At 67.0% G+C, this 25,011-nt stretch carries 17 protein-coding genes; 7 read left to right on the top strand and 10 right to left on the bottom strand.

The window, feature by feature from the left end:
- Positions 1-60: 60 nt before the first annotated feature.
- The 4 genes from BW38_RS12860 to BW38_RS12875 form a co-directional block, all read right to left on the bottom strand.
- Positions 61-447, bottom strand: coding sequence for an SseB family protein (locus BW38_RS12860; RefSeq protein ID WP_032975874.1), 387 nt, complete (start codon positions 445-447; stop codon positions 61-63).
- Between the two features lie 153 nt (positions 448-600).
- Positions 601-2,316, bottom strand: coding sequence for an alpha-amylase family glycosyl hydrolase (locus BW38_RS12865; protein ID WP_032975873.1), 1,716 nt, complete (start codon positions 2,314-2,316; stop codon positions 601-603).
- Entirely contained in the window at positions 2,316-3,803 is a 1,488-nt protein-coding gene (locus BW38_RS12870) for an MFS transporter (protein ID WP_032975872.1), read from the bottom strand. Before BW38_RS12870 ends, BW38_RS12865 begins: the two co-directional genes overlap by 1 nt.
- The gene (locus BW38_RS12875; RefSeq protein WP_032975871.1) at positions 3,800-5,992 is read right to left on the bottom strand and encodes a Six-hairpin glycosidase-like protein; all 2,193 of its coding nucleotides are present in this window, start codon (positions 5,990-5,992) and stop codon (positions 3,800-3,802) included. Before BW38_RS12875 ends, BW38_RS12870 begins: the two co-directional genes overlap by 4 nt.
- Before the next feature lie 236 nt (positions 5,993-6,228).
- On the opposite strand from BW38_RS12875, the gene BW38_RS12880 reads away from it, so the two are divergent.
- Both BW38_RS12880 and BW38_RS12885 read left to right on the top strand, forming a co-directional pair.
- Positions 6,229-8,283 (top strand): glycoside hydrolase family 97 protein, encoded by a 2,055-nt coding sequence (locus tag BW38_RS12880; protein WP_032975869.1) that lies wholly within the window; start codon positions 6,229-6,231, stop codon positions 8,281-8,283.
- A 254-nt stretch (positions 8,284-8,537) separates the two neighbouring features.
- Positions 8,538-11,297, top strand: a complete 2,760-nt coding sequence (locus tag BW38_RS12885; RefSeq protein ID WP_032976056.1) for a TonB-dependent receptor — start codon at positions 8,538-8,540, stop codon at positions 11,295-11,297.
- Positions 11,298-11,711: 414 nt separating this feature from the next.
- Here the strand turns inward: BW38_RS12885 and BW38_RS12890 are convergent, their stop codons facing one another.
- On the bottom strand, positions 11,712-13,325 hold the full coding sequence (locus BW38_RS12890; protein ID WP_032975867.1) for an alpha-glucosidase family protein: 1,614 nt from the start codon (positions 13,323-13,325) through the stop codon (positions 11,712-11,714).
- 215 nt (positions 13,326-13,540) lie between these two features.
- On the opposite strand from BW38_RS12890, the gene BW38_RS12895 reads away from it, so the two are divergent.
- The gene (locus tag BW38_RS12895; RefSeq protein ID WP_025873964.1) at positions 13,541-14,539 is read left to right on the top strand and encodes a polyprenyl synthetase family protein; all 999 of its coding nucleotides are present in this window, start codon (positions 13,541-13,543) and stop codon (positions 14,537-14,539) included.
- Positions 14,540-14,647: 108 nt separating this feature from the next.
- Here the strand turns inward: BW38_RS12895 and BW38_RS12900 are convergent, their stop codons facing one another.
- Positions 14,648-15,439 (bottom strand): dienelactone hydrolase family protein, encoded by a 792-nt coding sequence (locus BW38_RS12900; RefSeq protein ID WP_032975866.1) that lies wholly within the window; start codon positions 15,437-15,439, stop codon positions 14,648-14,650.
- Positions 15,440-15,567: 128 nt separating this feature from the next.
- Between BW38_RS12900 and BW38_RS12905 the strand changes: the two genes are divergently transcribed.
- Entirely contained in the window at positions 15,568-16,149 is a 582-nt protein-coding gene (locus BW38_RS12905) for an SMI1/KNR4 family protein (RefSeq protein WP_032975865.1), read from the top strand.
- Positions 16,150-16,205: 56 nt separating this feature from the next.
- Here the strand turns inward: BW38_RS12905 and murD are convergent, their stop codons facing one another.
- The 3 genes from murD to BW38_RS12920 form a co-directional block, all read right to left on the bottom strand.
- A complete protein-coding gene (gene murD / locus BW38_RS12910) occupies positions 16,206-17,615 on the bottom strand; it encodes a UDP-N-acetylmuramoyl-L-alanine--D-glutamate ligase (protein WP_032975864.1) in 1,410 nt (469 codons plus the stop codon).
- A complete protein-coding gene (gene murL, locus BW38_RS12915) occupies positions 17,596-18,948 on the bottom strand; it encodes a UDP-N-acetyl-alpha-D-muramoyl-L-alanyl-L-glutamate epimerase (RefSeq protein WP_032975862.1) in 1,353 nt (450 codons plus the stop codon). The genes murD and murL overlap by 20 nt, the downstream gene beginning before the upstream one ends.
- A 90-nt stretch (positions 18,949-19,038) precedes the next feature.
- Complete coding sequence (locus tag BW38_RS12920; protein WP_025873969.1) at positions 19,039-21,633, bottom strand: bifunctional aspartate kinase/diaminopimelate decarboxylase; 2,595 nt, start codon at positions 21,631-21,633, stop codon at positions 19,039-19,041.
- 75 nt (positions 21,634-21,708) lie between these two features.
- On the opposite strand from BW38_RS12920, the gene BW38_RS12925 reads away from it, so the two are divergent.
- Both BW38_RS12925 and BW38_RS12930 read left to right on the top strand, forming a co-directional pair.
- Positions 21,709-22,581, top strand: a complete 873-nt coding sequence (locus tag BW38_RS12925) for a PhzF family phenazine biosynthesis protein (RefSeq protein ID WP_032975861.1) — start codon at positions 21,709-21,711, stop codon at positions 22,579-22,581.
- 94 nt (positions 22,582-22,675) lie between these two features.
- Positions 22,676-23,554, top strand: a complete 879-nt coding sequence (locus BW38_RS12930) for a PhzF family phenazine biosynthesis protein (protein WP_032975860.1) — start codon at positions 22,676-22,678, stop codon at positions 23,552-23,554.
- An 87-nt stretch (positions 23,555-23,641) separates the two neighbouring features.
- Here BW38_RS12930 and BW38_RS12935 read toward each other — a convergent pair whose 3' ends face one another.
- Entirely contained in the window at positions 23,642-24,073 is a 432-nt protein-coding gene (locus BW38_RS12935) for an OsmC family protein (protein WP_025873972.1), read from the bottom strand.
- A gap of 370 nt (positions 24,074-24,443) precedes the next feature.
- On the opposite strand from BW38_RS12935, the gene BW38_RS12940 reads away from it, so the two are divergent.
- Positions 24,444-24,842: an HU family DNA-binding protein gene (locus BW38_RS12940; RefSeq protein WP_025873973.1), complete on the top strand. Its 399-nt coding sequence runs from the start codon at positions 24,444-24,446 to the stop codon at positions 24,840-24,842.
- The last annotated feature ends 169 nt before the right edge of the window (positions 24,843-25,011 follow it).

Here is a 25,011-nt window from a genome sequence, read left to right as displayed (position 1 = left end):
CAAATTATTGACCCGCCGACACCGGGCATGGGCTCGGGCTACAGCGGGCGGGCATTGCAATCAGCCCTGCGCGAAGTCCTTCAGGATCTCGCCGACGCCGCTGGGCGAGATCTCGAAGCCCAGCGTAGTACCCGGGTTGATCACCACGCCGTAGCCGCCCGGCACGCGGCGCAGCACGTCCAGCATCAGCCAGCGGACCTGATGCTCGGCCTGCTGGCTGTAGATGCCCACCCGCGCCGGATCGGTGAACACGGCCACGTGCAGGGTGCCCTGCTTGTCGAACAGCAGCGGATCGAAGCCACTCCCATCGGGCGTGACCAGGCTGCCGGTCAGCAGCACCACCTGGGAAGCGACGAAGGCCTCCATGAACGCGCGGATCGGCACCGTTCCATCCATCGCGGCCTTGAGCAGGGTTTCGATCGGGGTCTGCGGGGCAAGGTCGGTCATGGCAGTACAGGCGCGGCATCAGGGGATGCCTATTGTGCCGGATGCCGCCACACCAGGTAGTTCCGGCCGCTGGCCGGCAACTGCATTGGGTCCAACGACGAAGAGGCTGCCGGCCAGCGGCCGGCACTACCGTTTCCGCTGGTCACTGCGCGGTCAGCGCTTCAGTCGCTGGTCGCGCGCCAACTGGTCTGCCATGGCCTTGTCCAGTTCGGCCTGCAGGGCCGGCTGCTGCACGTCCGCATCCAGCACAAACACCTTCACCCCGTGCGCCGGCACCTCCGCCTTCAGGCTGTCCTTCACCGTCACCTGGCCGCCGTCCAGCGCGTCGCGCCAGAGGCCGGGCTGCAGGTAGCGGTCCACGCTGAAGGTCTTCGTGGCGTCGCCCTTGTTCAGCAGCACCAGCGCGGTCTGCGCCACGTCGCCATGCTGCAGCACACGGAAGAACACCGCTTCATCGCCCTGCAGACGTTCGTTCACCTGCAGGCCGCGCTGCAACGCCGGCGTACTCTCGCGCAGCTTGGCGATGCGCTGCAGCGGGGCGAAGATCGGGCTCTGCGGGGCTGCATCCACCCGCGGCTGGCCGAAGTAGGCACGGTTGCCGGCGTGCTCCGCACGGCCGCGCATGAAGCCGGTTTCCGATCCGTAATAGACCACCGGAATGCCGCGCGCGGTGAACAACCAGTTGTGCGCGTCGATGAAGCCGCTGTCGCTGGCCTGCAGGCGCGGCATGTCGTGGTTGTCGTAGAAACTCATCAGCTCGTACGGGTTGGCGTACGGGCCACCGGTCAGGTGCAGCGGCTCAGCCAGCGTTTCAAAGCCCTTGCCGGCGCTGCCGAAGGCCTGCTCCAGCGCGCCGCGCAGCGGGAAGTCGAGCACGCTGACATTGGCGTTGGCCGGCCAGGTATGTTCGGCGATGCTGGCGGCGTTGTAGTCGAACGCTTCGCCGAACATGAACATGCCCGGGTGCTGCGCGCGGATGCGGTTGACGAACTCGTGCCACCACGGATGCGGCAGCCAGCCGATGGTGTCGATGCGCAGCGCATCCACACCCTGCGCGGTCCACTGCAGGTACGCCCCCACCAGGTAGTCCATCACTGCCGGGTTGTCTTGGTTGAAGTCGCCCAGCTCGGCCAGGTTGCCATCGAAGATCGAGCCGTCCTTGCTGTCGACCGGGCCGATATTGTTGTAGAACGCGTGCAGCGGATTGTGCTTCGGGTCCAGCTTCTGTGGCGGCAGGTTCTGGTGGTCGGCAATCAACCTGCCGTCCTTGTCGAAGATCTGGCCGAACTGCGGCTGCCGCTTGGGCATGGTCCAGGCCGGCGAACCATGGTTGCCGACGATGTCCAGCACCACCTTCAGGCCGGCGCCGTGCAGGCCCTTGGTCAACCCGGCAAAATCCAGATCCCTGCTCGGCAGGTGCTCGTCCAGCGCGTAGAAGTTGACGCCCCAGTAGCCGTGGTAGCCGGTCTTGCCACGGTCGGTCAGGGTGCTGGTACAGCTGATCGGCTTGCTGCCGGTGAAGGCTTCATCCGGGTTGTCGACGATGGGCGTGATCCACACCGCGCCGAAACCGAGGTTGCGGATGTAGTCGGCATTGTCGAGTACGCCACGGAAATCGCCACCGAGATAGCCGATGTTGCCGTCCACCTTGTCCGGGCATGGCACCGGAATATCGAAGGTACGGTGCTTGCCGCCCTGGTCGCGATGGTCGTTGGACGGATCGCCGTTGACGAAGCGGTCGGTGACCACGAAGTACACCGCGTCACTGGCGAACGGCTCGGTGGTACCAACATAGGCCGGGCGTGGCGCAGCCGAAGCATGGCCAGCGAACAGCACAAGGGATACAGCAGCAGACAGGGCACCACGCATCACACTACCTCCGGACGGGACGGAACCCGCAACACGCACAGACCGGCAATCAACAGACTGCAGCCACCCAGCACCAGGACATGCATCGGCTGGCCCCCCAGCCATGCACGCAGGGCGAAACCGAGCGCGCTGGCCGCGACCAGCTGCGGGATCACGATGAAGAAATTGAAGATGCCCATGTACACGCCCATCTTCGCTGCCGGGACGCTGTCCGACAGCAGCGCATAGGGCAGCGACAGGATCGAGGCCCAGGCAAAGCCGACGCCGACCATCGACAGCAGCAGCCACTGCGGATCGTCGATGAACATCATCGAGATCAACCCTGCCCCACCCAGCCACAGGTTGACCAGGTGGCTCCAGCGCAGGCCGATCGCCCGCACCATCGGCGGGATCAGCAGCGCGGCCAGTGCGGCGAAGCCGTTGTAGGCACCGAACAGCACGCCCACCCAGTTGGCACCTTCGTTGTAGGCCGCCGATTCGACATCGGTGGAACCGAAATGCATGCCGGCCACCGCACGCGTGGTGAAGATCCACATCGCGAACAGGGCGAACCAGGAAAAGAACTGCACCCAGGCCAGCCGGCGCATGGTGATCGGCATCGCGCGCAGGTCGTCGACGATGGCGGCCAGCATGTGCGTGCCCAGTAGTACCCGCGCCGCCGCCAGCAGTGCGCCGTAACCCGCGCACAGGCCGGCCAGCACGTACAGCATCTTGTCGCCGTGGCGCCACGCGATCAGTACCGCCAGCAGCGCACCGAGACCGAGCCACAGCGCAACCTGCGTCCACGGCGCGGGCCCGGTGACCGCGGCCCCGGCGTGATGCGCCGGTGGTTCGGCATCATCGAAGCTGGCCAGCTCGTCGGGCGAATACTCACGGGTGCTGACCACCGTCCAGGTGATCGCCGCCAGCAGCACCACCGCGCCGAAGTAGAACGCATAGCGCACGGTATCGGGCACCTCGCCCGCCGCTGCCGTGTTGGCAACACCGAAGTGGGCCAGGATGAAGGGCAGGAAGCTGGCAACGATCGCGCCGACGCCGATGAAGAAGCTCTGCATGGCATAGCCCGCCGGGCGCTGCCGCGGTGCCAGCTGGTCGCCAACGAAAGCGCGGAACGGCTCCATCGACACGTTGATCGAGGCGTCCAGCACCCACAGCGTGCCAGCCGCGATCCACAGCGTCGGCGAGTTCGGCATCACCAGCAGGGCCAGCGTGGTCAGCACCGCGCCGATCATGAAGAACGGGCGGCGCCGTCCCCAGCGTGTCCACGTGCGGTCGGACAGGTAGCCGATCACCGGCTGCACCAGCAGGCCGGTCAGCGGTGCGGCGATCCACAGTCCGGGCACCGCGTCCATGTCCGCACCCAGCGTTTCGAAGATGCGGCTGGCGTTGGCGTTCTGCAGGGCAAAGCCGAACTGGATGCCAAGGAAGCCAAAGCACATGTTCCAGATCTGCCAGAACGACAACTGCGGCTTTGCAGGACGGCTCATCGTGCGTCCTCTGCTGCCGCCACCGGCGCAATCTTCAGCGCCTGCACCTGGGCCTGGTTCAGCACGCCATCACGCCCGCCCTTGCCGCCGGTGTAGTGCGCGAAGTGCTGCAGCGCGCTCATGTTGAAGCCCTCTTCCAGCGTCACCGTGCAGCGGCCTTTGGGTACCGCGAAGGTTGCCGCGGTCGAGTCCTGCGCCGCCACACTGTGCGGCAGCGTTACCGTGTGCCGCTGCGGAGGCTGGCCCTTGCACTGCACGGCCAGCTGCTTCACCGCCGCGGTCACACCGGTGTTGATCGGGCCGTTCGGGTTGCTGTACTGCAGGCGCAGGCGCACGTGGCCCGCGCTGGCTGCATTGAACTGCCATTGCCGGCTGCCCCGCAGCACCTGCTGCGGGCCGACACAGACCATCGGGCTGTGCAGGGATTCCAGCGCACCTTCGCGCCGGGTCAGGCTCAGGCAGTGCTGCAGGCCATCATCGCCGACGCGCACCTGGCCCTTGCTGGCCGTGGCCGCGACACCGTCCTGCCAGAGGACCTGGCCGGCAGCCACCGCGACCGACCAGCCCTTGCCACTGCGCTTTGCCCGGGGTGCCAGCGGCGTGGCCGGTGCTCGTGCATTGGCATCGGCACGCGGCACATCACGGCTCACGGCTGCCGGCGCAGCGACCAGCTGCACGGTGGTCGTGGTGCCGCGCGTACGCGTTTTTCCCGCGATCAACAAGCCAGCGCCCACCTGCTTCGGGCGCTCCAGCACATAGCGCTTGCCGCCCGCCTCCAGACTGATCCGCTTCTGCTTTCCGAACAGCTCCGGCACCAGCTCGGCCGGCAGCTTGGGCTGCACGCGACCGTCGTCCTGCAGGCCGAACACGCCTTCGGTGACCATCGACAGATAGCCGGCCACCGACCACAGCTGGCGCTCGGAGTTGACCACCGGCCCGCTCAACGCGCCTTCGTCCACGTGCACGGCCTGGCTGACCAGCTCGTAGTTCTCCATGTTGGAACCTGCCAGCGCCGCCCCTTGCATCAGCGAGCGGATCTCGGCAGCAATGCGCGGCGCATCGTCCACCTTGCGCGCCGCGCGCAGCGAGTACGCGCTGACGAACGGCCAGATCGCACGGTTGTGGTAGATCGGCTGCTGCGCTTCCTGCGGCCACACCACCGGGCTGCCGGCAGCGCCCATCGGATAGCCCGCCAGCGCCCGACGCGCACGCTCAGCAGGCAGCACGTCGGCGAGGATGCCCAGCGACAGGCCGAGCAGATCGATCTTGGCGTACGGCACCGGGTGCGCCGCCTCGCCGATGTAGCTCATGTACTGGCCCATGTCTTCGCGCCAGAAGCGCGCGTCGATCTGCACCGCCAGTGCATCGGCCCAGGCTCTGTACTGCTCGCTGCGCTCGTCGCCCAGCTGCGCGGCCATCTGCTGCGCCAGGCGCAGCGCCTGGTAATGCAGCACGTTGGTGGACAGCGCGTAGGAATCACCGATGAAGCGCACGTCCTCGCGCGTCCAGTCCGGATAGGTCTGCTCGCGCCAATCAAGGAACGAGGTCTCGCCGCGATACAGGCCCATCTGCGCGTCGAACACCATCGCCCGGTCCTGCGCCAATGTGCCCTGCAGGGCCTGCCAGACCTGCTCGGCAAACGCAGGATCATCCAGCAGGTGGCGTGCGGCGAGGAACCACACCACACGGTCGCTGCTGATCGGCCAGCTGCCACCGGAGCCGGTGTCCTGGGCCACGAACAGGCCGGGCGTATGCCCGTCGCGCGCAGCCGACAACTTGAACTGCAGCGACTGACGGGTGCGCTTCGGGTCCAGCTTCGCCAGCGCCAGATCGGCTGCAAAGCTGACGTCACGCGTCCACACATACGGCCAGCGCGCGCCGGTCTGGAAGCACTCGCACGGTACCGGACGGCCTTCGTCGAAGGCCGGATCGCGGATGGCATCCACCCGGTCCTGGTCCATTTCCTGCTGGGCCAGCGCGAACAGCGCATCGAACATCACGCTGCCGGTCTGGCTGCGCATGGGCGCGGCGGCGATGCGCACCTCACCCTTCGGCGCATGCAGCACGAAGCTGCCCTTGGCAGCGGATTCGGCGCGCGCCTGGCGGCCGTCGAATGTCAGGTCGGCCGCGTGCGCGGTCGTCCCCAGCGCTGCCCCCAGGGCAGCGGTCAGGCAAATGATCTTCAGCATCGAAGCGGCAGACCGGCTTGCGCCCGTCGACCTCCCTCCCTCTCTGCACCGTTGTGGGTCCGCACTGCCGTTGCCGGCGTGCGGGCGCGGCACCTCCCTCAAGGTGCCCTGGCCCCATGGTAGACGCGGGGCTGTCGACTGCGTCCAGCTGCATACGTATTCATGGCGTGCAGTACCGGCAGGCCTGCCGGGCTGGCTTATGGTCCGGGTCTGTCAACGGCGCCTTGGGAGGGGAAATGCCGACGTCACCCACAACGGTACGCGCAGTGTTCGCGCACGCTTTCGGCCTGGCCCTGCTGGGATGGGCCGCGCTGGCACAGGCGGCGGCACCGCAGATCGCCAGCGTCGAATCACCGGACAAGGTGCTGAAGGTCAGCCTGGTGCTGGACGGCGGTACCGCGCGCTACCGCGTCGAGCGCCTCGGCCAGACCGTGGTGGCCGATTCGAAGCTGGGTTTTGAACTGCGCGATGGTCGCCTCGACAGCGACTTCAGCCTGCTGGCGCAGGAACGGCGCAGTGTCGATGACAGCTGGGAACAGCCCTGGGGCGAGCGCCGGCTCACCCGCAACCACTTCAACGAACTGACCGTGCACCTGGCCGAAAGCACCGGCAGCAAGCGCCGGCTGGACCTGGTGTTCCGCGTCTACGACGACGGCCTGGGCTTCCGTTACGTATTCCCCGAGCAACCGAACCTGCGCGAAGCGATCATCGATGACGAGCTGACCGAGTTCGCCATCGCGCCGGAGTCCACCGCATGGTGGATACCTGCGGGCGAGCCGATCCATTACGAATACCTGTACCAGCGCACCCCGCTGCGCGAAGTGCCGCTGGTGCACACGCCGATGACCCTGCGCAGCCACGACGGCCTGCACGTGGCCATCCATGAGGCGGCACTGGTCGACTACGCGGGCATGTGGCTGCGCCGCACCGAGGGCCAGCGCCTGCGCGCCCAGCTTTCGCCTTCGGCCGAAGGCTGGAAAGTGCGCCGCGCCCTGCCCTTCGCCACGCCATGGCGCACCCTGCAGATCGCCGACCGTGCCGGCGGCCTGGTCGAGTCCGACCTGATCCTCAACCTCAACGAGCCCAATGCGCTGGGCGATGTGAGCTGGGTGAAACCGGCCAAGTATCTGGGCGTGTGGTGGTCGATGCACCTGGATGAAGAGAGCTGGGCCACCGGACCGAAGCATGCGGCCACCACCGCAAAGACGCGGAAAGTGATCGATTTCGCCGCCGCGCACGGCTTCCGTGGTGTGCTGGTGGAAGGCTGGAATCCTGGCTGGGACGGCAACTGGGTCGGCAACGGTTACGACTTCAATTTCACCCGCGCCACGCCGGATTTCGACATCGAATCATTGTCGGCGTACGGGCTGAAGAAGGGCGTGCACCTGGTCGGACATCATGAAACCGGCTGTGCGATCGAACACTACGAAGACCAGCTGGGTGCTGCGCTGGATCTGTATGCGCGGCTGGGCGTGGACCAGTTCAAGACCGGCTACGTCTGCGACGACGGCCAGGTTGATCGCCGCAATCCGACCGGCGGCCCGCTGTGGCGCGAGTGGCACGACGGGCAGTTCATGGCCCGCCATCACCTGAAGGTGGTGCAGGAAGCCGCCCGCCGGCACCTGTCGGTGAACCCGCACGAGCCGATCAAGGACACCGGCCTGCGCCGCACCTACCCGAACTGGATTTCCCGCGAGGGCGCACGTGGCATGGAATACAACGCCTGGGGCCAGCCACCGAACCCGCCCGAGCATGAGGTCAACCTGGTGTTCACCCGCATGCTGGCCGGGCCGATGGATTACACGCCCGGCATCCTCAGCCTGAAGGGCCGCCACGGCCAGGCCATTCCCAGCACGCTGGCCCGCCAGCTGGCCCTGTATGTGGTGCTGTACAGCCCCATCCAGATGGCTGCCGACCTGCCCGAGCACTACCTGCAGCACCGCGAAGCGTTCCGCTTCATCGAGGACGTGGCGGTGGACTGGGAGCAGAGCCGCGTGCTCGATGGCGAGGTCGGCGACTACGTGACGATCGTGCGCCGCGACCGCAACAGCCGTGACTGGTTCCTGGGCAGCATCACCGACGAGAACGGCCGCGTGCTGCCGGTGTCGCTGGGTTTCCTGGAGCCGGGCGTGCGCTACCGCGCCGAGATCTACCGCGATGGCGATGGCGCGGATTTCCGCAGCAACCCCTTCGCCTTCAAGCGCGAAACACGCGAGGTCAGCAGCACCGATTCACTCACGCTGGTGCTGGCGCCGGGCGGCGGACAGGCCATCCGCTTCACCCCGCTGTGAATGCGCAGGTAGTGCCGGCCGCTGGCCGGCATCGTTGCGACGTGGATGGTTGCCGGCCAGTGGCCGGCACTACCGGAATGATGATCTGGAAGCGATTACAACCCTGCAAACGCCATTGAATACGTATGCAGGGTGATTCCCACGAAGAACGCGCTGCCTACCATAGCGGCGACGACAGCGGCCACCGCGTCGCACGTCCTCGACACCATCGGGACGACCACGAATCGCACTACAACATTGCCTGGGAGGGGAAAATGTTGAACCACAAGCGCAGTGCGCTGAGCATCGCGTTGGCCGTCGTACTGACGCCATCGCTGGCAGCAGCGCAGTCCACGCAGAGCACGGCAACCCCGCCAACCGGCACCGCCGCCACCAACCTGGACACCGTGCAGGTCACCGGCATCCGTCGCGGCATCGAAAGCGCCATCGCCACCAAGCAGGACGCCACCTCGGTGGTCGAAGCCATCTCCGCCGAGGACATCGGCAAGCTGCCCGACGTCAGCATCGCCGAATCGATCTCGCGCCTGCCTGGCCTTGCCGCACAGCGTGTGGCCGGTCGTGCGCAGGTGATCAGCGTGCGCGGCCTGTCGCCGGATTTCGCCACCACCCTGCTCAACGGGCGTGAAGTGGTCAGCACCGGCGACAACCGCGGCGTCGAGTTCGACCAGTATCCGTCCGAGCTGGTCAACGGCGTGACCGTGTACAAGACCCCCGATGCAGCGCTGGTCGGCCAGGGCCTGTCGGGCACCATCGACATGCAGACCGCACGTCCGCTCAGCTTCCCCGACCGCGTCATCGCCGTCAGCGGCCGCTACCAGAAGAGCTCGCTGGGCCGCGCCGCCGACACCGACCCGTACGGCAACCGCTTCAGCGCCAGCTACATCGACCAGTTCCTGGACAAGACCCTCGGCATCGCCATCGGCTACGCGCACAGCGACATGCCGATCCAGGAAAACCAGGTGGGCCTGTACGAGCCGTGGACCACCGAGCACACCACCAACGGCGACCGCCCCGGTGTTGCCGCTGGCACCTACTTCACCGACGGCATCAAGGCGCTGCGCCGCACCGGCAACAACAAGCGCGACGGTGTGATGGCCACGATCCAGTTCCGGCCGAACAACAGCTGGACCAGCACCTTCGACGCGTTCCATACCGAAGCGGAACAGATCGACACCGCCAACCAGTTCGAGCTCAACCTCAGCAACTACAACGGCGGCTACACCCCGGGACTGCTGGTCAGCAACCCGCAGGTCAACGCCAATGGCACCTTCACCGGTGGCACCGCCAGTGGCGTGTACCCGCTGGTGCGCGGCATGTACAACAAGCGCAAGGACAAGATCGATGCGTTCGGCTGGAACAACGAGTTCACCTTCGGCAGCGTCAAGCTGGTTGCCGACCTGAACTATTCCAAGGCCACCCGCGACGAACTGAACCTGGAAAACAACCTGCAGCTGACCCCGATGCCGCAGCTGGATACGGTCGGTGTGCAGTTCCGCCAGGATGGCTTCTCGCAGATCAGCCCGGGCCTGAACTACTCCAACCCGGACGCGCTGTTCCTGACCAACACCATCTACGGTTCTGGTTACGGCAAGGTGCCGAAGGTGGAAGACCGCCTGAAGGGTGGCAAGCTGGCCGCGACCATCGCCCTGCCCGAAGCAATGGCGTCGTGGGCACCGGATCTGGATATCGGCGTGAACTATGCCGACCGCCGCAAGGTGAAGACCCAGTCCGAAGGCAACATCCTGCTGGGCGCGCAGGGCGATGCCAACATCGCATCGGATCTGCAGTACCGCCCGGTCAACCTCGGCTTCGCCGGCCTGGGCACCATCCCGGCCTGGAACGTGCCTGGCGCGGTCGGTCGCTACATGACCTTCAATCCGGTCGACAACCTGGACTACCTGATTCCCAAGTCGTGGACGGTGCAGGAAAAGATCACCACCGCCTGGGCGCGCCTGAACATCAACACCGACATCGGTGTGGTGGGCGTACGCGGCAATATCGGCGTGCAGATGCAGCACACCGACCAGAGCTCGGACTCGCGCTACTGGGATAGCTCGCAGGCGGCCGGCAACAACATCCAGCCCTACTCGGACGGCCGCAAGTACAACGACTGGCTGCCCAGCTTGAACCTGGCCTTCATGTTCCCGCATGAGCAGACTCTGCGTTTTGCCGCAGCCAAGCAGGTCGCGCGCCCGCGCGTGGACCAGATGCGCGCGGGCCTGGAGTTCGGCGTGGATACCGGTACCGGTCGCCCCGGCGGCAGTGGCGGCAACCCGTTGCTGGACCCGTGGCGCGCCACCGCACTGGACCTGTCCTACGAGAAGTACTTCGGCGAGAAGGCCTACGTGGCCGCCGCGATCTTCTACAAGGACCTGAAGAGCTACGTCTACACCCAGTCGGTGGACAACTACGACTTCACCGGCCTGCTGGGCGACTATGTGCCGCCGCCGGGCATGGTGGTGCCGGTGCTGCCGACCGGCACGTTCTCGACTCCGGTGAACGGCAAGGGCGGCACCCTGAAGGGCCTGGAGCTGACCGCGTCGTTCCCGCTGGAAATGCTGACCGACAGCCTGCGTGGCTTCGGCGTGCAGGCCAGCGCGACCTTCAACAAGAGCGACATCCAGATCCTGGATCCGGAAAGCGCGTCCAGCGTGGGCACCGACCCGATCAGCCTGCCCGGCCTGTCCAAGCGCGTGTACAACTTCACTGCCTACTACGAGCGTAGTGGCTTTGAAGCACGCGTGAGCCAGCGCCGCCGTTCGGACTTCATCGGCGAGATCGGCAACTTCAACGGCAACCGCACCCTGCGTTATGTCGTGGGCGAGAACGTGACCGATGCGCAGGTCAGCTATACCTTCAGCGACAGCAGCAGCCTGCGTGGGCTGACCCTGCTGCTGCAGGGAAGCAACCTGACCAACGAGCCGTACCGCACCTACGCCGGCACCAAGGATCGCCCGCTGGAGTACATCGAGTGGGGCCGCACCTACATGCTGGGCGTGAACTACAAGTTCTGAGGTAGCGCCGGGCCATGCCCGGCGACCCGGACTCGGTAGTGCCGGCCGCTGGCCGGTACCGCCATCGGTAGCGCCGGGCCACGCCCGGCGACAGGACACAGGGAACAGGACCGGAAACCCGCTGCGCAGGCAGCGGGTTTTCCTTTGTGCGCACAACGCGATGGCCAGTGAAGCGTGATCGGTACGGCCCCATCCACGCATGGCGTGGATCTACCGTCGCATCCATCACCCATCCACGCATGCCGTGGTTCTCCCCCGCCGCATCGCAATCGATGCGTGGCGGGCATTCATTCGGCCCCCCCCCCCTGGTAGATCCACGCCCTGCGTGGATGTCCTGCACCGGAACCGCGCCCACAAAAAAGGGACGGGGCGCTTCGGCCCCGTCCCCGCAAGTACCGCCACCGGAGAAATCGGTCAGCTGCGTCGTGCGCAATACACCGCACGCGGCGGCAGCTGCAGTTCATTGCCCTGCACCGTCCCCGCATCCGGGCCCGGCACAGCCACCTGTTGCCAGTTGCCCGCCGGCAGCGGATGGCTCACCGCTTCGGCCGACAGGTTGAAGGCCAGCAGGAGAGTTTCATCTGCAAGCATACGCTCGAACAGCAGCACTGGCTCGGCACTGTCCAGGAACCGGATGTCACCGTGCAGCAGCGCCGGCTGGGTACGGCGCCAGGCCAGGAAGCTGCGGAAGGCCGACAGCACCGACTGCGGATCCCGCGCCTGCACCGCCACGGCCGCCGCCTGGTGCTCGGCCGGGATCGGCAACCACGGCTTGCCGGTGGTGAAGCCGGCCAGCGGCGCGTCGATCCACGGCAGCGGCGTGCGGCAGCCGTCGCGCCCCTTGAAGTTGGGCCAGAAGGTGATCCCATACGGGTCCTGCAGCGCCTCGAACGGCACTTCGGCCTCGGCCAGGCCCAGTTCCTCGCCCTGGTACAGGCAGACCGAACCGCGCAGTGAACACAGCAGCGCCACCAGCATCCGCGCCAGGCGAGGGTCGGCCGGATGACCACCCCAGCGGCTGACCGCCCGCTCCACATCGTGGTTGGACACTGCCCAGCACGGCCAGCCTTCGGTCATCGCCGCTTCCAGGCGCGAAACGGTGTCGCGGATGTAGGCCGCGCTGTAATCGTTGACCAGCAGCTCGAAGCTGTAGCCCATGTGCAGGCGGCCATCCTGGGTGTATTCGGCGGTGGTCGCCAGCGAATCCTCCGAGGAGATCTCGCCCAGGCTCACCGCCCCCGGGTACTCGTCCAGCAGGGCGCGCAGCTGCTCAAGGAACGGCAGGTTCTCCGGCTGGGTGTTGTTGTAATAGTGGTACTGGTAGGCGTACGGGTTGTCCGCGCTGAAGCCGCGGCCGACGCGCTTGTCGGCCGGCTTGGGCGGGTTGTCGCGCAGCTGCGCGTCATGGAAGCAGAAGTTGATCGCATCCAGGCGGAAGCCATCCACACCCCGGTCCAGCCAGAAGCGCACGTTGTCCAGGGTCGCCTGCTGCACCTGCGGGTGGTGGAAATTCAGGTCCGGCTGGTCCACCAGGAAGTTGTGCAGGTAGTACTGCTCGCGGCGCGGCTCCCACTGCCAGGCACCGCCGCCGAACAGCGACAGCCAGTTGTTGGGGGGCGTGCCGTCTTCGCGCGGATCCACCCACACATACCAGTCCGCCTTCGGGTTGCTGCGGTCCTGGCGGCTCTCGCGGAACCAGGCGTGCTCGATCGAGGTGTGGCTGAGCACCTGGTCGATCATCACCTTCAGGCCCAGGCCGTGGGCCTTGGCCAGCAGCCGGTCGAAGTCGTCCAGGCTGCCGAACAGCGGATCGACATCGCGGTAGTCGGCGATGTCATACCCGAAGTCGGCCATCGGCGATCGGAAGAACGGCGAGATCCAGATCGCATCCACGCCCAGCGCGGCGATATGGTCCAGGCGCTGGATGATGCCGGGCAGGTCGCCTACCCCGTCGCCGTTGGCGTCGAGGAAACTGCGCGGGTAGATCTGGTAGATGACGGCTCCGCGCCACCATGGATAGTGCGACATCGACAGCCCCCCTCCGGGCATGCGGGACCCGCTGGAAGCGGGCCGAAAACCAACTCCCGCAAGCTTAGCGGCGGCCCACGACGATGGCGCTGCCTGCATACGTATTCACGCCAGACGCCACGCCCGGTGGCGCGCGGCGGTGGCTTGGCCCCCGGTTTCCTCCCCAATTCACAGGCAACGCCTATAATCAGGGATGAGCCTGAAAGCCTGATCGCATGACCATCACTGAAGACACCCGTCCCGCCCTGGGCCTGTCCCAGATCCAGTCGCTTGCCGCAGCCGACATGGCTGCCGTCGATGCCCTGATCCGCCGCCGGCTGTCCTCGGATGTGGTGCTGATCAACCAGATCGCCGACCACATCATCTCCGCTGGCGGCAAACGCCTGCGGCCGATGCTGGTGATGCTGGCCGGCCATGCGGTCGGCGGCTCCGGCCCCGAGCACCACCAGCTGGCAGCGATCATCGAGTTCATCCACACCTCCACCCTGCTGCACGACGACGTGGTGGACGAATCCAGCCTGCGCCGCGGCCGCAGCACCGCCAATGCACTGTGGGGCAACGCGCCCAGCGTGCTGGTGGGCGACTTCCTGTACTCGCGCAGCTTCCAGCTGATGGTCGAGCTGGACCGGATGCCGGTGATGCAGATCCTGGCCGACACCACCAACCGCATTGCCGAAGGCGAAGTGCTGCAGCTGCTGCACGTGCACAACCCGGACACCGACGAAGCCGCCTACCTGCGCGTGATCGAGCGCAAGACCGCGGTGCTGTTCGCCGCCGGCACGCGCCTGGGTGCACTGGCCAGCGGCGTCGATGAAGCCACCCAGCAGGCCCTGTACGACTACGGCATGCACCTGGGCTACGCCTTCCAGATCGCCGATGACGTGCTGGATTATTCAGCCAACGCCGACGAGCTGGGCAAGAACCTGGGTGACGACCTGGCCGAAGGCAAGGCGACGCTGCCGCTGATCCATGCCATGGCCCATTCCGATGAGGCCACCCGCCAGCGCCTGCGCGCGATCGTGCAGAACGGTGACGCCTCGGCGATGCCGGAAGTGCTGGCGGCGATCCACGCCACGGGAGGCCTGGAATACAGCCGCCGTCGTGCCGAGGAATATGCAGAGGCCGCCGAACGGGCGCTTGACGGCCTGGGCGACAACGATGCCGTCGCCGCCCTGCGCGGCCTGGCCCGCTACGCGGTACAGCGTTCGCATTGATGGAGGAGTGCCGACCAACGGTCGGCACCAACCAGGGCAGATGAGTGCCGACCAACGGTCGGCACCTGCAACAGCGGGTGGGTGCCGACCGTTGGTCGGCACACCTTTTCAACGCCTCTCGAAACGCTCCTCGAAGAACTCACCCAGTGCCTTCCAGGCACGCTTGGCGGCACGTTCGTTGTACTGGCAGCCCGGCGGGCTGTTGGCATCGCGCTCGGCAAAGCAGTGCACCGCACCGCTGTAGTTGGTGAACTCCCAGTCCACCTTGGCCGCATCCATTTCCTTCTGGAAACTGCCGATATCCTCGGCGGTCACGCTCTTGTCGTCGGCGCCGTTCAGCACCAGCACCGACGGGTGGCTGCCGCCGGCCTGCGCCGGCAAGGGGGAGCCGAGCCCGCCATGCAGGCTGACCACACCCGCCAGCGGCGCAGCGGCGCGGGCCAGTTCCAGCACCGTGGTGCCGCCAAAGCAGAAGCCCACTGCGCCGATCCGGCTGGCGTCCAGCGGTGCCTTGCCCGCCTGCGCCTTCAGTACGTTGACCGCCTCCAGCGCCCGCGCCCGCAGCAGCGGCCGGTCATTGCGCAGCTTGGTCGCCACCGGTCCGGCCTCGGCATCGGTCTTCGGTCGCACGCCCTTGCCGTACACATCGGCCACCAGCACCACGTAGTCATCGCCCGCCAGCTGCTTGGCCTTCTCGATGGCCGATTCGTTCACGCCCTTCCAGTTCGGCACCATCACCAGGCCGGGACGCTTGTCAGCATCTCCATCGTCATAGACCAGTACGCCACTGAAGGTCGTGCCCTGGTGCTTCCACTCCACCGGCTGGGTCTTCATCGCCGCCCACGCTGGCATCGCTGCCAGCCCCAGTACCATCGCCACGCCGCAACGCCAACGGTTCATGCGCCTGCTCCAGAAAAAGGGACGGAGGGGATTAAGCCGTAATCGCCCCTCCCGCGTCGCATTCTGCATTGGCGGCGTGACGCAGGTGTGGTTGGATACGACTTGATCCCCTCCGTCCCCTTTTCTGCATGAACCTTGTTGATCGCTTTCTGTCTGGATTGATCCCGCGGCTGCCCGAGGACGATGCCCCGCAATGGGCGTGGACCGAAGGCGCCAGCGAGGCCGACCTGCAACGGCTGCGCGCGCAGTGGCCGCAGGTGCCCGACAGCCTGGTCGAGCTGCTTTCGCGCGTGGACGGCACGCACTTCCGCGACTATCCGAAGGGCGAGGTCTGCGTGCTGATGCTGGGCTCGGACGTGGGCGACTACCCGTACTACCTGCGCTCCATCGCGCAGATCTTCGAAGACCAACAGCAATGGGACGACAGCATCCGTTCCATCTACGAGGAATGGCTGGAAGAAGAACCGGAGATCCTCGGTGCCGGCATCGATGCCGACCTGCCGATGGGCCGCCGCCTGTGCTTCTCGCACTGCATGAACAACGGCGGCACCTCGATGCTGTATCTGGATTTCGATCCCGCACCCGGCGGCAGCGTTGGACAGGTGGTGCGCTACCTGCACGACCCGGACAGCTACGCGGTCATCGCCCCCAGCTTCGATGCCTACCTGCAGCAGCTGATCGACCGCGACTACAGCTTCCTCGACGAGTAGATCCACGCCATGCGTGGATGCCCCCCCAGGTTGCCGGCCACCGGCCGGCACGACCGTCAGGCGATCCCGATGCCCGGAATCGCGCTGATCGTATCCGGGTCGAACCCGGCCAGCTCGGCGAAATGCCGCCCGCGTGCAACGTAATCGCGGTAGGCGCCATAGCTCGGCGCGCCCGGCGACAGCAGCACCACCCCACCCTGTTCGCCCAGTGCGCGACGCGCCAGCGACATCGCGTCGGGCAGATCGGCAGCGGCATGCAGGCCGAAACGGCCGGCGTCGGCCAGCGGCTGCAGCATCGCGTGGATGCGCGGGCCGTTGCTGCCCATGGTCACGATCTCCACCGGCGGCACGTCGTGCGCCATGTGCTGCATGAAATCAGTCCAGTCCAGGCCACGATCATGCCCGCCGACCAGCAACGCGATGCGCTGGCCGGCAAAGCACTCCAGTGCCGCCAGGCTGGCATGCGGCGTGGTGCTGATCGAATCGTTGACGTAGGTCAGGCCATCGGCCTGGCCGATGCGTTGCAGGCGGTTCGGCAGCGGCCGGAAATCCTGCACCGCCGGCGCCAGCGCCACGGCATCCAGGCCCAGCGCCTCCAGCGCGGCCAGCACCGCGCACAGGTTGCCGCGGTTGTGGCGGCCCGGCAGTGGCGTATTGCGGGTATCGAATACCGCCTGCCCGCCGCGATGCACGATGTCACCGCGCATGTGCCAGCCCTGCGGCTGGTTGAACCAGACCACCTCGCTGTCGGGCAGCGACAGCGCCGCCAGATGCGGATCTGCGGCATTGAGCACGGCAACGCGCGGCGCGGCCCCGGTCACCAGCTGCAGCTTGTCTTCGATGTAGCGCTGTTCGCTGCCGTGCCAGTCCAGGTGTTCCGGGAACAGGTTCAGCACCACCGCCACCTGCGGGTGCGCACCACTGCGCGCGACCTCGCCGGTCTGGTAGCTGGACAGCTCCACCGCCCAGTACGCAGGCGCCGGTTGCGGGTCCAGCACTTCCAGCAGTGGCAGGCCGATGTTGCCGACCAGGCCGGTGCGATGTCCCGCTGCGCGCAGCAGGTGCGCGACCAGCGCGGTGGTGGTGCTTTTGCCCTTGGTGCCGGTCACGCAGATCGTGTCGCGCACGGTGCCATCGGCATCGGCATGTTCGGCAAACCACAACGCCGTGCCGCCGATGAAGCGGGTGCTCTGCTCCGCCGCCGCCAACGCGATCGGCAGGTACGGGCTGATCCCCGGCGACTTGATCACCACCTCGAATGCCGCCAAGGCCTCGGCCGACGGTTCACCACGCACGTCCAGCACGCCCTGCGTCTCCGCACGCGCGGCCGCGACCTCGCTGGCCGGGCAGAACAGGCTCAGGCCAAGCGATGGCAGGCGCGCGCGCAGCACCGCATACGCAGCACGCCCCTCACGTCCCCAGCCCCACAGCGCTACGCGCTTGCCTTCAAGCTGCGAAATCTTCACGCACCCGTTCCCACAGCGTCGCCGGAATACGATGTTCGCCCTGCAGCTGCATCAGCGGTGCAAGCTCCAGCTCGGCCGCATCCAGCTGCGGCTGGATTTCATTGCAGAAGCGCTTCACCAGCACGTCTTCCTTCCACTCCGGGCGCTGCGCCAGGGTGGCCATCGCCGCACGCGATTCGCGGCCTTCGCCCACGCATTCGAACGGCTTGTGGTCCTGGAATTCCAGCAGCGCATCGAAGCCACCAGCCTGCTCGATGTCATCCAGCAGGTTGCGGCCGAAGATGCGCACCAGGCGGGTCTTGGGCATGAACGGGGCCAGCGCCAGGAACACGAAGTGGCACTTCGGGCAGACGCCGCACCAACGGTTCACCGGGCGCTCGCCAAGGATGTGGAAGTTGCGGTTGCAGCTGGAGAAATGCGCGTCGTAGAAATCGCTCTTGGCGAACTGGCGGGCCACCGCCAGCTCCGACATCGGCCGCAGCAGCGAGTAGTACTGCAGGTCGGCGGCCACGTACTTGCGCACGTGGTTACCGAAGGCCTGCTCGCAGGCCCAGCCCTTGGACCACTGGTGGTTCACTTCACCGGTGCCCGGAATCTGGCTGCCGTAGCTGGCCGAGCGCTCGTTGGAGAACACCACCTGGTCCACACCGTGCAGCAGCGCAGCCAGCACCATGATCGCCGAGTTCACCACGGTGACCGGGATGTGCCCGTTCCATGCGCCCTGGCGGTTGAGTTCGAACAGTTCCGGCGCCAGCGCGCGGCCCAGGTTCAACGTCGGCAGCCCGGTGCGTTCGGCACAGGCACGGATCAACTGCGAACCCCCGATCCAGGTTACCGTCTCGTCCACGCCGGCGCGGCGCAGCGCTTCGATGCTGACCAGCGAATCCTTGCCGCCGCCGATGGCGACCAGCGCGTGCGATTGCAGGCCCAGCACCGGCGCCTGCACCGCCTCGCCCTGCACCGGCAGGCGGAAGCGCCCACGCAGGTTCAGGCCGTTGCGGTAAGCGAATTCGCCCAGGCCGTTGAGGTAGATGGTCTCCACCAGCGCTGCGGTATCGGCATCGATGCTGTAGCTGTCGATGCTGACCGTATCGGGCACGCCGGCCTTGTAGTAGCTCACACCGGCAATCAGGTGCAGCAGCCGCAGCGCGCGCTGCACGGCATCGGCACGGGCCGGTTCCAGCACGAACGGGGCGCCGGGCACGGTAACGGTTTCCACCATTTCCGGGCCGTCATCGAAGGCGTAGACCAGCTTGGCCACGCCGGTGTCCGCGGCGAATTCGCAGCGGACGAAACGGAAGCGGGAAACCTGGTGTTTATCGAAAGCAGTCATGGTGAATCCAGTTCAAGCACGGTCAGGCACGTGCCCGCGCGCAGGCGCGGGACGTGTCGGTGGGCGGGTGCAGGGCGCGGAAGGCGGCGATCATTCGATCACGTCTTCGCGCGGCATCGCCCGCTGGTTGTAGGTGTTGGACATCACATAGCCGTAGGCACCGGCGTCGGCGATCAGCATCACATCGTCCGGCGCGGTCGACACCGGCAGCTTGCGGCGCTTGCCGAACACATCGCTGGATTCGCAGATCGGGCCGACCACATCGAACGCCGCTTCGGCGTAACCGCCCTGGCGGCTGAGGTTCTCGATGTCGTGCCAGGCGTCGTACAGGGCCGGGCGCATCAGCGTGTTCATGCCGGCATCCAGGCCGACGCGGCGCACGCCATCCTTCTCCACCACCTGGGTGGCGTGGGTCAGCAGCACGCCCGATTCGGCCACCAGGAAGCGGCCCGGCTCGATCGCCAGGCGGAACGCCGGATGCAGCGCCTTGACCTCGGCCAGGCCCTCGGCCCAGGCATCCAGGTCGAACGGCTCGTCTTCCTCGCTGTACGGGATCGGCAGGCCACCACCGATGTCGATGGTGTGCACGCTGCCGATGCGGCGCGCAAAGCCCGCCAGCTCATCGCACATCAGGCGCCAGTGCTGGGCGGTTTCCACGCCGCTGCCAAGGTGCGCATGCAGGCCGACCACGCGGGTGCCCAGCTCGGTGGCCGCGCGCACGAACTCGTCCACGCGCGCGATCGGCAGGCCGAACTTGGATTCCTTGCCACCGGTGCGGACCTTGGCGTGATGGCCTTCGCCACGGCCCAGGTCCACGCGCAGCCACAGTTCGCGGTTGCGGAACAGGTCCGGCCAGCGTTGCAGGGCTTCGACGTTGTCGACAGTGACGGTCACGCCCAGCGCGAACGCCGCTTCGTACTCGCTGCGCGGGCAGAAGCTGGGGGTGAACAGCACGCGCTTGGGCGACAGTTCCGGAATGGCCTGGAACACATGCTTCAGCTCACCGTGCGACACGCACTCCAGGCCGAAACCTTCGGCCTCCAGCAGCTGCAGGATGGCCGGATGGCTGTTGGCCTTGATCGCGTAATAACGCTGGTCGATCGGCTTGATCGCCGCCAGCGCGCGGGCACGCGCCCGCACCGTCGGCAGGTGGTAGACGTAGCGCGGGGTGCCGGCATCGGCCAGCTGCAGCAGGTGCGCACGCTGGCCACGCCACCACGGCGTACCACGCGGGCGCACGGTGCCGGCGATTTCGCGCCAGCGCGGGCCGAACACTTCGGTCTCTTCCACCGGCATCGCGCCGCTGTCGATCAGTTCGGCGTGCAGGATCGGCAGCAGGCCATCGGCATCGGCTTCGTCGATGACGAAGGTCAGGTTCAGGTCGTTGGACGACTGCGAGATCATGTGCACGCGCTCACGACCGAAGGTCGCCCACACGTCCGACAGCTTGTGCAGCAGCGAGCGCATGCCCAGGCCGACCAGGGTGATCGCCGCGCACGGCACGATCACCTTGACCTTGCAGATCTGCGACAGGTCGGCCGACAGCGCGGCCAGCACATCGGTGTTGACCAGGTTCTCGGACGGATCCAGCGATACGGTGACGTTGGTCTCGGCCGAACCGATCAGGTCCACCGACAGGCCGTGCTTCTTGAACAGGCCGAATACATCGGCGAGGAAGCCGACCTGCTGCCACATGCCGATGCCTTCCATCGACACCAGCACGATGCCGTTGCGGCGGCTGATTGCCTTCACTCCGGGCACCGGCGCGGCATTGCCGTCGATGCTGGTACCCGGCAGTTCCGGACGCTCGGTATCGAGGATCGCCATCGGCACGCCCGCATCGCGGCACGGCTTGATCGAGCGCGGGTGCAGCACCTTGGCGCCGGTGGTGGCGATTTCCTGCGCTTCGTAATAGTCCAGGCGGGTCAACAGGCGCGCGTCCGGCACGTCCTTGGGATTGGCGCTGAACATGCCTGGCACATCGGTCCAGATCTCCACGCGGCTGGCGCCGAGCAGCGCACCGAAGTATGCCGCGGAGGTATCCGAGCCGCCGCGGCCGAGGATGGCAGTGCCACCGTCGGCGTGACGCGAGATGAACCCCTGGGTGATCAGCAGGCGCGTGGGCTGAGCGCGGAAGCGCTGCGCCCATTCCGCATCGGCACGCCACTGGCAGTTCACCGACAGGCGCTGCGACCAGTCGCTCTGGTTCGGCTGCGGCGGCAGCGCGTCCAGCCACTGGCGCGCATCCATCCAGCCGAAATCCAGGCCGCTGGCACGCAGATAGGCCGCGCCCAGGCTGGAAGACAGCAGTTCACCCTGGCCGAGCACTTCGGCCTGCCAGTCCAGAGGACGGCTGGGCGCACGCGGGTCGTCCAGCAGGCCCTGCAGCGCGGCCAGCCGCTCGGCCAGCACCTCCGCGCCCAGCCCCAGCTCGTCCAGGAAGGCCTGGTGGCGTTCGACCAGCGCCGCCACGCGATCGCGGCTGTCCGGCGCGCCATCGGCAATCGCGGTCAGTTCATTGGTGACCCCGGACAGCGCCGAAACCACCACCAGAACGCGCGAACCGGTCTCTTCGGCCCGTTTTTTCGCCAGCTTCCCGATCGTGTCCCAGCGGTGGCGACGCGACACCGAGGTGCCGCCGAACTTCAGTACGATCCAACGATCGACAAGGGGGGAAGCTGACATGGATAGGCTATGTGTAATGTGGGGAAGCCGCCCGAGGGGGCGGAACCTTCGATTCTAAGCCCAATACACCCGTCAATGACCGCCTACCGCTACCTGCAGCTCGATGTCTTCGCCCACCAGCCCGGTACCGGCAACCCGCTCGGTGTCGTGTTCGACGCTGATGGACTGTCCACCGACCGCATGCAGGCCCTGGCCGCCTGGCTGAACCTGTCCGAGACCGTATTCTTCCTTCGCCCCACCGCTGCCGGCGCCGACTACCACGTGCGCATCTTCACCCCTGCCAGCGAGCTGCCCTTCGCCGGGCACCCCAGCGTGGGCGCCGCCTGGGCTGCGGTCACCTGCGGCCTGGTGCAGCCACGCGACGGGGCCCTGGTGCAGCAGTGCGCGGCCGGCCTGCTGCCGGTGCAGGTCACCGGGCCGGCCAACGCGCCCACCATCCGCCTGGCGAGCCCAGAGGCACGGCCGCTGCCGGCTCTGCCAGGCGACATTCCTGACGCCCTGCGCGCTGCTGCCGCCGAGGGCCAGCGCGCCGAGCTGTGGGACAACGGCCCGCGCTGGTGGCTGCTGCCGCTGCGCGACGCCGAGGCCGTACGCACGCTGGCACCGGACATGGCGGCCCTGCGCGACTGGAGCATTGCCACCGACGCGCTCGGCATCGCCGTGTTCGCGCTCGAAGCCGATACCGGGCACGACCTGGTGGTGCGCGCGTTCTGCCCCGCCGATGCGCCCAACGTGCCGGAAGACCCGGTGACCGGCAGCGCCAACGCGCTGATCGGCGCCTGGCTTCGGCAGCGTAATGCCCTGCCCGGCGAGAACCGGACCTATGTGGCCAGCCAGGGCCGCGAGGTCGGCCGCGACGGCCGCGTCCAGGTCACTGTGGACGCGCAGGACACGGTGTGGATCGGCGGCCAGGTGCAGCTGGTGATAGACGGCAACATCACCTGGTAGCGCCGGGCCACGCCCGGCGGCCTGCCGTGCTGCGCGCTCGCGGGGCATGGCCCCGCGTTACCCTATGCCGCCTGTTTTCTGGAGTTCCTGCCCGATGACCACCCGCCGTTTCCTGCAGCTGGATGTGTTTTCCCCGCGCCCGGGCGCCGGCAATCCGCTGGCCGTCGTGCTCGACGCCGAAGGCCTGGACGATGCGACGATGCAGGCCATCGCCCGCTGGACCCGCCTGCCCGAAACGACGTTTGTGTTCCCGGCACAGACGGCCGGCACCAGCTATCGGCTGCGCATGTTCAGCCCGCAGAAGGAAGTGCCGTTCGCCGGCCATCCGAGCGTCGGCACCGCCCACGCGGTGCTGCAGGCGGGCCTGGCCATGCCGGTCGACGGGGTACTGGTTCAGGACGGCATCGCCGGTGCGCTGCCACTGCGCGTGACCGGCGAAGGCGCGCAGCAGCGCATCGCCATCCGCACGCCCCGCGCGCAGCTGGCCGAGATCGCCGCCACCGATGATCCACGCCTTCAGGCCGCATTGCGCACCTGGCCGCTGGGTTCGCTGCCGCCGGCCCGCATGCAGGGTGGCCGCAGCTGGTGGGTCGTAGAGGTCGCGGATGAGGCCGCGTTGCGCGCCCTGCACCCGGACTGGGATGCGATCGCCACGCTGGCTGAATCGACCGACAGCATGGGCGTGTTCGCCTATGCCTTTGCCGATGGCAGCGAAGGTTACGACCTGGCCGTGCGCGCTTTCGTCGGCAATGGGCGCCGCTTCGAGGATGCTGCTTCTGGCGCGGCCAACGCTGTGCTGGCGGCCTGGCTGGACCTGCGCGACGCCCTTCCGCGCGGCCGCCAGCCCTTCGACGTCAGCCAGGGACGCGAAGTCGGCCACGATGCGCGGCTGACGCTGCTGGTCGATGAAGAGGGTGAGGTCTGGTCCGGCGGCCAGGTGCAGACGGTGATTTCCGGCACCATCGATTGGTGAACGCAAGGCGGTAGAGCCGGCCGCTGGCCGGCTGCCACCTTATACCCGGTTTCATGTGGTTGCCGGCCAGCGGCCGGCACTACCTTCTCAGCCCAGTTCGGCTTCCAGGCTGATCGGCACCGCGCTCAGCGCCTTGGAAACCGGGCAGTTCTGCTTGGCGTCATCAGCGATCGCACGGAACTGCGTCGCCTCGATTCCCGGCACAACCGCCTTCACTTTCAGCCGGATCTGCGACAGCTGCGGGCCGCCTTCCATCGACAGATCGACCTTGGCTTCGGTATCCAGCGAGGTCGGGGTGAAACCGGCTTCGCCGAGCTTGGCCGACAGCGCCATGGTGAAACAACCGGCGTGCGCGGCAGCGATCAGTTCTTCGGGATTGGTGCCTTTTTCATCACCGAAACGGCTGTTGAAGCCGTAGCGGGTCTTGTCCAGAAGACCACTCTGCGGCGTGCTCAACTGGCCCTTGCCCGACTTCAGGTCGCCTTCCCAATGCGCGGTAGCGTGTCGCGAGATTCCCATGTCCTGCTCCGTTGTGGCTGTGATGAACCAATACCCTGGCACGCGCCGCGTTAGCCCTGCGTCGCCCCGCCGCATGCGGCGCGCCTGTCCCGAGCCAACGACTGGACACTTCTTCGCCAGCAATCTGGCGATTTCCCCCTTGTTTTCAGTCATTTCGCCCATCCAGTCGCAATCACCGACACTGCGGTGCAGCGCACCACCGCACCCGCTCCCCCTACTGCCGGCCATGTACTGAATCGGCCTGGATATGAAAAAACATGCACTTTCAGCGCTCCAGGCTATTGGCGGCGCCCAAGAGTTGCCCTACATTGCGCTTGCCGACGGGGTTCGGCGCCGACCAAACAACCAACCGTTCACGGAACAGGAAACCATGGCAAAGACCGCTAAGAAGGCTGCCCCGAAGAAGGCAGTGAAGAAAGTCGCGACGAAGGCAGCCGCCAAGCCGGCCGCTCCGAAGCCGATCAAGGAAGTGCTGACCAAGTCGGGCCTGGTTGCACACATCGCTGAAGTCTCCGGCGTTGTCGCCAAGGACGTCCGCGCTGTGCTGGCCTCGCTGGAAGGCGCTGTCGCTTCCTCGGTGCACAAGAAGGGCGCCGGCTCGTTCACCCTGCCGGGCCTGCTGAAGATCACCACCGTCAATGTGCCGGCCAAGCCGAAGCGCAAGGGCATCAACCCGTTCACCAAGGAAGAGCAGTGGTTCGCCGCCAAGCCGGCCACCACCAAGCTCAAGGTTCGCCCGCTGAAGAAGCTCAAGGACGCTGCGCTCTAAGCGCGCGCCCTGCAGCGGATACCTGACGGGACGGCCTTGGCCGTCCCGTTTTTTTTGCCCCGCATCCGCGCTCGCTCTGCAGTAGATCCACGCCATGCGTGGATGCCGTCCACTGCGCCCCCGCAACACAGCGTTTCCCGCGCCCACGCAATTTCCCGCACAGGCCCGC

The organism is Stenotrophomonas sp. RIT309 (assembly GCF_000632045.1).
Classification (GTDB): domain Bacteria; phylum Pseudomonadota; class Gammaproteobacteria; order Xanthomonadales; family Xanthomonadaceae; genus Stenotrophomonas; species Stenotrophomonas indicatrix.
This window is presented reverse-complemented; position numbering and strand designations above follow the sequence as displayed.

Coding starts and splice junctions, on each gene's coding strand:
- BW38_RS12935 (WP_025873972.1), bottom strand. CDS start 24,073: ATGGGAATCTCGCGACACGCTACCGCGCATTGGGAAGGCGACCTGAAG.
- BW38_RS12870 (WP_032975872.1), bottom strand. CDS start 3,803: ATGAGCCGTCCTGCAAAGCCGCAGTTGTCGTTCTGGCAGATCTGGAAC.
- BW38_RS12860 (WP_032975874.1), bottom strand. CDS start 447: ATGACCGACCTTGCCCCGCAGACCCCGATCGAAACCCTGCTCAAGGCC.
- BW38_RS12940 (WP_025873973.1), top strand. CDS start 24,444: ATGGCAAAGACCGCTAAGAAGGCTGCCCCGAAGAAGGCAGTGAAGAAA.
- BW38_RS12925 (WP_032975861.1), top strand. CDS start 21,709: ATGACCGCCTACCGCTACCTGCAGCTCGATGTCTTCGCCCACCAGCCC.
- BW38_RS12905 (WP_032975865.1), top strand. CDS start 15,568: ATGAACCTTGTTGATCGCTTTCTGTCTGGATTGATCCCGCGGCTGCCC.
- BW38_RS12930 (WP_032975860.1), top strand. CDS start 22,676: ATGACCACCCGCCGTTTCCTGCAGCTGGATGTGTTTTCCCCGCGCCCG.
- BW38_RS12865 (WP_032975873.1), bottom strand. CDS start 2,316: ATGCGTGGTGCCCTGTCTGCTGCTGTATCCCTTGTGCTGTTCGCTGGC.
- murL (WP_032975862.1), bottom strand. CDS start 18,948: ATGACTGCTTTCGATAAACACCAGGTTTCCCGCTTCCGTTTCGTCCGC.
- BW38_RS12885 (WP_032976056.1), top strand. CDS start 8,538: ATGTTGAACCACAAGCGCAGTGCGCTGAGCATCGCGTTGGCCGTCGTA.
- BW38_RS12880 (WP_032975869.1), top strand. CDS start 6,229: ATGCCGACGTCACCCACAACGGTACGCGCAGTGTTCGCGCACGCTTTC.
- BW38_RS12900 (WP_032975866.1), bottom strand. CDS start 15,439: ATGAACCGTTGGCGTTGCGGCGTGGCGATGGTACTGGGGCTGGCAGCG.
- BW38_RS12920 (WP_025873969.1), bottom strand. CDS start 21,633: ATGTCAGCTTCCCCCCTTGTCGATCGTTGGATCGTACTGAAGTTCGGC.
- BW38_RS12890 (WP_032975867.1), bottom strand. CDS start 13,325: ATGTCGCACTATCCATGGTGGCGCGGAGCCGTCATCTACCAGATCTAC.
- BW38_RS12875 (WP_032975871.1), bottom strand. CDS start 5,992: ATGCTGAAGATCATTTGCCTGACCGCTGCCCTGGGGGCAGCGCTGGGG.
- BW38_RS12895 (WP_025873964.1), top strand. CDS start 13,541: ATGACCATCACTGAAGACACCCGTCCCGCCCTGGGCCTGTCCCAGATC.